At 58.4% G+C, this 8,067-nt stretch carries 8 protein-coding genes and 1 pseudogene; all 9 read left to right on the forward strand.

Features of this window, described 5'->3' with window-relative positions:
* Positions 1-78 precede the first annotated feature (78 nt).
* The gene (locus NDI87_RS14830; RefSeq protein WP_296276211.1) at positions 79-1,122 is read left to right on the forward strand and encodes a GTP-binding protein; all 1,044 of its coding nucleotides are present in this window, start codon (positions 79-81) and stop codon (positions 1,120-1,122) included.
* A 176-nt stretch (positions 1,123-1,298) separates the two neighbouring features.
* Entirely contained in the window at positions 1,299-2,186 is an 888-nt protein-coding gene (gene dksA, locus NDI87_RS14835) for an RNA polymerase-binding protein DksA (protein ID WP_296276212.1), read from the forward strand.
* Positions 2,187-2,225: 39 nt separating this feature from the next.
* Positions 2,226-3,920 carry an STAS domain-containing protein gene (locus NDI87_RS14840; protein WP_296276213.1) on the forward strand — a complete coding sequence of 565 codons (1,695 nt, stop codon included), beginning with the start codon at positions 2,226-2,228 and terminating at the stop codon, positions 3,918-3,920.
* Between the two features lie 16 nt (positions 3,921-3,936).
* Positions 3,937-4,482 (forward strand): ATP-dependent protease subunit HslV, encoded by a 546-nt coding sequence (gene hslV, locus NDI87_RS14845; protein ID WP_296276214.1) that lies wholly within the window; start codon positions 3,937-3,939, stop codon positions 4,480-4,482.
* A gap of 4 nt (positions 4,483-4,486) precedes the next feature.
* The gene (hslU, locus tag NDI87_RS14850) at positions 4,487-5,818 is read left to right on the forward strand and encodes an ATP-dependent protease ATPase subunit HslU (RefSeq protein WP_296276215.1); all 1,332 of its coding nucleotides are present in this window, start codon (positions 4,487-4,489) and stop codon (positions 5,816-5,818) included.
* Positions 5,819-6,141: 323 nt separating this feature from the next.
* Positions 6,142-6,570, forward strand: coding sequence for a division/cell wall cluster transcriptional repressor MraZ (gene mraZ / locus NDI87_RS14855; protein WP_296276216.1), 429 nt, complete (start codon positions 6,142-6,144; stop codon positions 6,568-6,570).
* A gap of 9 nt (positions 6,571-6,579) precedes the next feature.
* A complete protein-coding gene (rsmH, locus tag NDI87_RS14860; RefSeq protein ID WP_296276217.1) occupies positions 6,580-7,554 on the forward strand; it encodes a 16S rRNA (cytosine(1402)-N(4))-methyltransferase RsmH in 975 nt (324 codons plus the stop codon).
* Complete coding sequence (ftsL, locus tag NDI87_RS14865; RefSeq protein ID WP_296276218.1) at positions 7,551-7,886, forward strand: cell division protein FtsL; 336 nt, start codon at positions 7,551-7,553, stop codon at positions 7,884-7,886. Before rsmH ends, ftsL begins: the two co-directional genes overlap by 4 nt.
* Positions 7,883-8,067: pseudogene (locus tag NDI87_RS14870) on the forward strand (penicillin-binding protein 2); the annotation flags it as partial. The gene ftsL and the pseudogene NDI87_RS14870, both read left to right, overlap by 4 nt.

The following is an 8,067-nucleotide window of genomic DNA, read 5'->3' on the forward strand; positions in this document are numbered from 1 at the left end:
CTTAAGGGATTGGTGGTGATGCGCAAATGAGTTTCAGCCCGGGGTCGTTACACTCGCTCCCTTTCGATATGCCTTGCTATGAGCCTTATTCCTGCCACCATCCTCACCGGTTTTCTCGGCTCCGGTAAAACCACGCTGCTCAAACGTGTGCTGTCGGAGGCGCATGGCCAGAAGATTGCCATCATCGAAAACGAGTTTGGCGAAGAAAACATTGACAACGATATTCTGGTGACCGACTCCAAAGAGCAGATCATCCAGATGAGCAATGGCTGCATTTGCTGCACCATCCGCGAGGACCTGCGCGAAGCGCTGCAACTGCTGGCGGCCAAAAAGCGCCAGGGTCTGCTCGACTTCGACCGGGTGGTGATCGAGACCACCGGTCTGGCCGATCCCGGCCCGGTGGCGCAGACGTTTTTCATGGACGACGAGATTGCCGAGAGTTATCTGCTCGACTCGATCCTGACGCTGGTCGATGCCAAACACGCCAACCAGCAGCTCGATGAGCGCCAGGAAGCGCGCCGTCAGGTCGGTTTTGCCGACCAGATATTCATCAGCAAGACCGATCTGGTGTCTGCGGAGGAAACTGCTGACCTGATGCACCGGCTCAAACACATGAACCCGCGCGCACCGCAAAAAGCCGTGCATTTTGGCGAGGTGGCGTTGAGCGAGGTGTTCGATCTAAGGGGATTCAACCTCAATACCAAGCTCGACATCGATCCGGACTTTCTCAAGGAAGAGGCGCATGAGCACGCGCACCATGACCACGCGCATGACGAGCATTGCGACCACCCCTCGCACCAGCATGGCCACCACCACGCCCACGAAGATGACGTGAAAAGCTTTGTGTTCCGCTCCGAGCGTGCGTTCGACCCGGCCAAGCTGGAAGACTTTCTGGGTGCCATCGTCAATATCTACGGTCCGCGCATGTTGCGTTACAAAGGCGTGCTCTACATGCAGGGCACGGATCGCAAGGTGATTTTCCAGGGCGTGCACCAGTTGATGGGCAGTGACCTGGGGCCGGCCTGGGCTGAAGGTGAAGCGCGCTGCAGCAAAATGGTATTCATTGGTATTGATCTGCCCAAGGATATTTTTCTGCAGGGCATGGCGCAAAGCCTTGTGTGAGATTGTTTTTTTAACCAGCAGTCGGGTGTGTCATGTTTGTCTCGTTTTTGCAACTAATGGGGTTTCCACTGGCCAAGCCTGTACACTCGCGCGCCAGTGAAAAACCCTTGCCTGAGCTTGCCAGCATGACAAATCAGACGCCAACCGTTCAGGTTCAACCTGTTAGGAGTTCACCCGTGAAAGCGCAAACTGCCAATCCAAAAGCGACTGCTAAAAAAGCCGCTGTCGTTGTTGAGGCTGTCAAACCTGTGAAAGCGGTCAAGTCCGCTCAAGCTGGCAAACCTGTGGCTGTCAAGCAGCCAGTGGCCAAAGTGGCCAAGCCTGTTGTATCCGTACCCAAGAAAAAGCTTCAAGAAGTGACTACTCAAGCCCCCGTATCCCCTAAAGTGACTGCACCAGTCGCAACCAAGGCTGTTGCCAAAGCTGGCGCACCCACCACCCAGATGACGCCCTCTGGCGTGCCGGTGCGCACCGGCCGTCCTTCCTCGCGTCTGGCCCAACTCACCGTGCCCTCCATGGCCCAGACGGTGGCCTCTACGGCTGCCAAGGCCAGCTTTACCCAAATGACCAGCGTGGTGCCGATCGTGTCGCCCCTGGCGTCGTCTGTCAAAAAAGACAAGAAGCTGGCCAATAACTGGAAAACCAAGCCCGTCAACCAGCTCACCGATGCCGAGATTCTGGCCATGTCGGACGACGACTACATGAACGACACGCAGTTGGCGTATTTCCGGCTGAAATTGGTCAATCTCAAGAACGACATGCTCAACAATGCCGGCGAAACAACCGAACATTTGCGTGAAGACACGGTGGTGGTGCCTGACCCCGCTGACCGTGCCACCATTGAAGAAGAGCATGCCCTGGAGCTGCGCACCCGGGACCGCGAGCGCAAACTGCTCAAAAAAATTGAACAGTCGATCACTCGTATCGATGCCGGTGACTATGGTTACTGTGATGAGACCGGTGAAGCCATCGGTGTTGGCCGGCTGCTGGCACGCCCCACCGCGACGCTTTCCCTGGAAGCACAGCAGCGCCGTGAACTCAAGCAAAAAATGTTCGGTGACTGAACATGTCGTCTGACGGTATACCGCGTCGGTTGGACTGATATGGCCACGCTACCCAATAGTTCACGACTACTTGCCAAAGTTGCCAAGTTTGTTCGCAACCCGAGCGTTCATTGGGGCGATTTGGACAAAATCGAGGCCGACGCCGGACCTGATCGGGATCGCGACCCCGATCCCCTGCTTGAGCCGACGCTGGCCAAAAATCGGCAAACGCTCAAGGACATGATTGATCGCAAGCGTCGTGAAGATGCGATACGCAAGTCCGAATTCAATCAACTGCGTCAATTGCGGCATCAGGCAGCGCTGGCCAAGCCTGATCTGCGCAACAAATCATCCACCTTCGGTGCTGCCACGAGCATCACGGATCTGGATGATCGGGCCCAGACCATCCGAAAAATTGATGAAATCGAAGCCCAGATGTCAAAACAGTGGTGGAAGGGACAAAAGCCAGCACCTCAGACCGAGTCTGTTCCAGCCCCGCTTGGCGACCCTGCGCCGGCCACGAGCGCCAGTGACGACAGCCTGTTTGCCTCGACCCAGGTGAAACACAGCCAGATTGATTTTGACGATTTCCCCACCATGATGGGGCAGGTGCCGACGCTACAAATCAGCGCCTCTTCGCACGAGGCTGACACCCCACCCAGTGCCAAGCTGCAGTTTCAGCCGACCGATGACCGCGACTTCAATTCCGCCCAATTGCGGGTCCCGGAGCGCAATGACCAGTTGACCGATCCAGATCTGGAAGAAGCCGCAGTGCGCTTTGCCAACGGCGATGACGCGGGCGCGGAATCTGTTTTGCTGACCGCTTTGCGGACCCATTCCACGCTGACGGTCGTGGCGCAAGCGCAAGCGCAAGCCTTGTTCGATCTGTACCGATGTTTGGGACAGCAAGCCGGTTTCGAGCGTGAGGTCTTGAATTTTTCGCAGCAATTTGGCGCTCCCGGACCGACCTGGTTGCCGGCTGCAAAGCCACCTGCGCCCAGCCAGGCTGCGCTAGCGCAGGCATTGGCCTGGCATTGCCCGGCACAACTTGATTTGCCAGCACTGGCGCCATTGCCAAGCCATTTGCCCTCGCAGGATTGCTTGACGCTGGATTGGTCAAACCTGAAACAGATCACGCCGCCAGCGGCGCAGCAGTTGGCAACTTTATTTGCCGCCTGGTGTGCCCAGCAGGGTTGTCTTGAATTTCAGGGTGAGCAGGTGCTGGTGCAACTGGTGCGCGCAGCGACGCCCAGGGGTGCGCGTCAGACCGCTGCGTTCTGGTGGTCCCTGCGCATGGATTTGTTGCGTGTCTTGCAGAGGCAGGATGACTTCGAATTGGCTGCGTTTGAGTTTTGCATGACCTACGAAACTGCCCCCAGTCCCTGGTCTGCGGCAACGTGTGTGTTGCGCCCGCAAGCGTCAGCTGGTGCGCCAAAGGCCGGTCCGGATTTAACGACGGGTGCACTGTCCGCAAATCTGTTTGACGTGGTTTTGGCGGGTGAGCTTCAGGGTGATGTGGTCCCCGGCTTGCCCGCGCTGGATGAGGCCCGACAAAAAAACCGGACGGTGGTCATTTCTTGCAGCCAGCTGATCCGGGTCGATTTTTCTGCCGCCGGCAGTATCTTGAATTGGGTGGCGCAGGGCCAGGCCCTCGGGTGCCAGATTGAATTCAGGGATGTGCCGTTTTTGGTCGCTGCATTTTTCAATCTGATCGGCATCAACCAGCATGCGCAAGTGCTGACGTCAACCCATTAGCCAACAAAGGAATTTCATGGAGCAATTTCACGGCACCACCATCATCAGTGTGCGCCGTCGCACCCCGACCGGGGTGCAGGTCGCTATTGGCGGTGATGGCCAGGTGACGCTGGGCAACATCGTGGTCAAGGGCACGGCGCGCAAGGTGCGCAAGCTCTACCACGGCAAGGTGCTGGCCGGTTTTGCCGGCGCCACCGCCGATGCCTTTACGCTGTTTGAGCGCTTTGAGGCCAAACTCGAAAAACACCAGGGCCATCTGGTGCGCGCCGCCATTGAGCTTACCAAGGACTGGCGCACCGACCGGGTACTGCGCCGTCTGGAAGCCATGCTGGCAGTGGCCGACCTGGAGGCCTCCCTCATCATCACCGGCAACGGCGACGTACTGGAGCCCGAAAACGGCATCGTGGCCATCGGCTCCGGCGGCGCCTACGCGCAGGCCGCAGCCATTGCCCTGCTCAACCACACCGACCTGTCGGCCACCGACATGGTCAAAAAATCGCTGGAAATCGCCGGTGAGATCTGCATCTACACCAACATGAACCACACGATTGAATCGCTCTAACCCGATGTCCTCCTTAACCCCCCAACAAATCGTCGCCGAGCTCGACAAACATATCGTCGGCCAGCAGCAGGCCAAGCGTGCGGTGGCGATTGCCCTGCGCAACCGCTGGCGCCGCCAGCAGGTCGGCCTTGAGCTGCGCGGCGAGATCACGCCCAAGAACATCCTGATGATTGGCCCCACGGGCGTCGGCAAGACTGAAATCGCGCGTCGTCTGGCACGCCTGGCCGATGCCCCGTTCATCAAGGTCGAGGCCACCAAGTTCACCGAAGTGGGTTATGTCGGCAAGGACGTGGACGCGATCATCCGCGACCTGGCTGACATTGCGGTCAAGCAAACGCGCCAGGCCGAGACCAAAAAAGTGCGCGAGCGCGCCGAAGACGCGGCCGAAGACCGGGTGCTGGACATCCTGATTCCGATGCCGCGCCAGGAGTTTGGTGTCGTCGAAGGCAGCGCGCCCGAGAGCACGGCGCGCCAGACCTTTCGCAAAAAACTGCGCGAAGGCCAACTCGATGACCGCGACATTGAGCTCGACGTGGCGCAAAACGCACCGCAACTCGAGATCATGGGCCCGGCCGGCATGGAAGAAATGACCGAACAATTGCGCGGCATGTTTGGCCAGCTCAATCAGAACAAAACCCAAAAACGCAAACTCAAGATTGCCGAGGCCCTCAAGTTGCTGGTCGAAGAGGAAGCCGCCAAACTGGTCAACGAAGACGAGATCAAGTTGCAGGCGCTGCAGATGCTGGAGCAAAACGGCATCGTCTTCATTGACGAAATCGACAAGGTCACCTCACGTTCGGAAGGCAGCGGCGCCGAGGTTTCGCGCCAGGGCGTGCAGCGCGACCTGCTGCCACTGGTCGAAGGCACGACCGTGTCGACCAAGTACGGCATGGTCAAGACCGACCATATTTTGTTCATTGCCTCGGGCGCGTTCCACCTGAGCAAACCCAGTGACCTGATTCCCGAGTTGCAGGGGCGCTTTCCGATCCGGGTCGAACTGCAATCGTTGTCGGTTGCAGATTTTGTCGCCATCCTGACCCAGACCACGGCCTCGCTGGTCAAGCAATACCAGGCACTATTGGCCACCGAGCAGGTGACGGTTGAATTTTCGGAGGCCGGCATCCAGCGGCTGGCGCAAATTGCCTTTGATGTCAATGAGCGCACCGAAAACATCGGCGCCCGCCGCCTGTCCACCGTGATGGAGCGCCTGCTTGATGAAGTCAGCTTCGATGCGGCCAACCTGAGTGGCCAGACGGTGCAGGTGGATGCCGCCTACGTTGATGCGCGCCTGGGTGAACTCAGCCAGAACGAAGATTTGAGCAGGTATATCCTGTAACTTTGCGGGTCAGATCAAGAATTGCGCAGCAATTTTGCTCTGACCCCAACTGATCAGGGGTGTTTTTGCGGGTCAGACCGCCCCAATTTCCTCACGCATCACATTCACTTAGAACGCTAAGTACTTCATATAGAACGATTTTTAACCTGAATCAAGGTTCTAAACCGCTTCTAAGTCTTTGATTTCATTGTAAAAATTTATTGCAAAGTGGTTTGCATGAACTGTTTTTGCTGCTACAGTGCAAAAAAGTGCAATTTAGTGGTGAATTGTGCTTTTGCATCACCATTTCCCGGTTCATTTTTAAAAATCAAAGGCTAGCTATCGTGTTTCAAGGGGCTTCCTCATTAAGTCTTGATGCAAAGGGTCGGCTGTCTGTGCCAACCCGGCATCGTGACGTCTTGAACGCGGTAGCTTCTGGCCAGATCACCATCACCAAGCACCCGCACGGCTGCCTGATGATTTTCCCGCGTCCCGAATGGGAAAAATTCCGTGACCGCATTGCCGCGTTGCCGATGTCGGCGCAGTGGTGGAAACGGATTTTTCTCGGCAACGCCATGGACGTCGAGATCGACGGCACCGGGCGCGTGCTGATTTCGCCGGAGCTGCGTGCGGCCGCCGGAATTGCCAAGGAATCGGTGTTGCTGGGCATGGGCAACTTTTTTGAGTTGTGGGACAAAGCCACTTATGACGCCCAGGAGGCGCAAGCCATGCAGGGTGACATGCCCGATGTCTTCAAGGACTTCTCTTTCTGAAGGCCCGTGGTGGAAACTGCATGGACCCACACCACCGTTTTATTGAGCGAAGCAGTCGATGCCTTGCTCGGTGCGACTGACGCTGCCGAAGCGGCGGCCGAGCCGCTGCCCGCCAGCGCGGCGCCGGTGTTTGTCGATGCCACGTTTGGTCGCGGTGGCCACAGCCGCCTGATTCTGTCGCGTCTGCCAGCCAATGCCCGTCTGATCGCGTTTGACAAGGACCTCGATGCGCTGGCCGAGGCGGCCACCATCACCGACCCGCGCTTTTCGATTCGCCATCAAGGCTTCAGTCATTTGGGTGAGTTGCCGCCAGCCAGCGTGGCCGGGGTGCTGCTGGACCTTGGCATCAGTTCGCCCCAGGTGGACAACCCGGCGCGCGGTTTCAGTTTCAGGGGTGAAGGCCCGCTGGACATGCGCATGGACACCACGCGCGGTCAAAGTGTGGCCGAGTGGCTGGCCCATGCCGAGCTTGACGAAATTCTGGAGGTCATCCGTGACTATGGTGAAGAACGGTTTGCTGGCGCCATTGCAAAGGCGATTGTTGCGCGCCGACAGGCAGGGGGCGCTATTTCAACCACCACTGAACTGGCCAGAATCGTGGCTGGCGCGGTCAAAACCCGCGAGCCGGGCAAGGACCCTGCAACGCGCACATTTCAGGCTTTTCGGATTTACATCAATGCCGAGCTTGAAGAGCTGCAACAGGCGCTAGCGGCCACACTCCAGGTGCTGCAGCCCGGCGGGCGCCTGGTGGTGATCAGTTTTCATTCGCTCGAAGATCGCATCGTCAAACAGTTTCTGGCCAAACATTCGCGCGAGGTGTTTGACCGCCGGGCGCCATTTGCCGCGCCTCAGGTGATGCAGTTCAAGGTGCTGGCGCGCGTCAGGCCCGGTGCGGCCGAAGTGGCTGCCAACCCGCGCTCGCGCAGCGCCATCATGCGGGTGGCCGAGCGCCTCGCTCCAGCTACAACGGAGGCGCGTTCATGATGCGGCTCAATCTGATGCTGCTGCTGGGCGTGTTGCTCAGCGCGCTGTACCTGGTCAATGTGCAATACCAGTCGCGCCGGCTCTATTCCGAACTCGACCGGGCCAAATCGCAAGCGCTCAAGCTGGCAAGTGAAAACGAGCGCTTGCAGGTGGAAAAACGGGCTCAGGCCACCTCGGCACGGGTTGAAAGCCTGGCCAGATCGAAATTGCAAATGCGTGCGGCGACCCCGGCGGTGACCACCTATGTCAGTTACGCCAATAGCACCGTCGTGTCAGAGGCCAGTCCTGCAGCTGATCGCCCGGCCAGCGCGGTCGAGGGACGCAAGCCATGAGCCGCAGCATTGCCTACACCTCCAGCCCCTTGCTGGCCAGTCCCACGCCGGTGTGGCGCAGCAAGTTCATCGTGGCCGCCATTGCCTTGTCTTTTGCCGGTCTGGTGGGGCGGGCGGTGTACATCCAGGTGATTGAAAACGATTTTTTCCAAAGGCAGGGCGAGGTGCGTTTTGCCCGCAC

This window comes from Rhodoferax sp. (assembly GCF_023701345.1).
In the GTDB taxonomy this organism is placed as follows: Bacteria; Pseudomonadota; Gammaproteobacteria; order Burkholderiales; family Burkholderiaceae_C; genus Rhodoferax.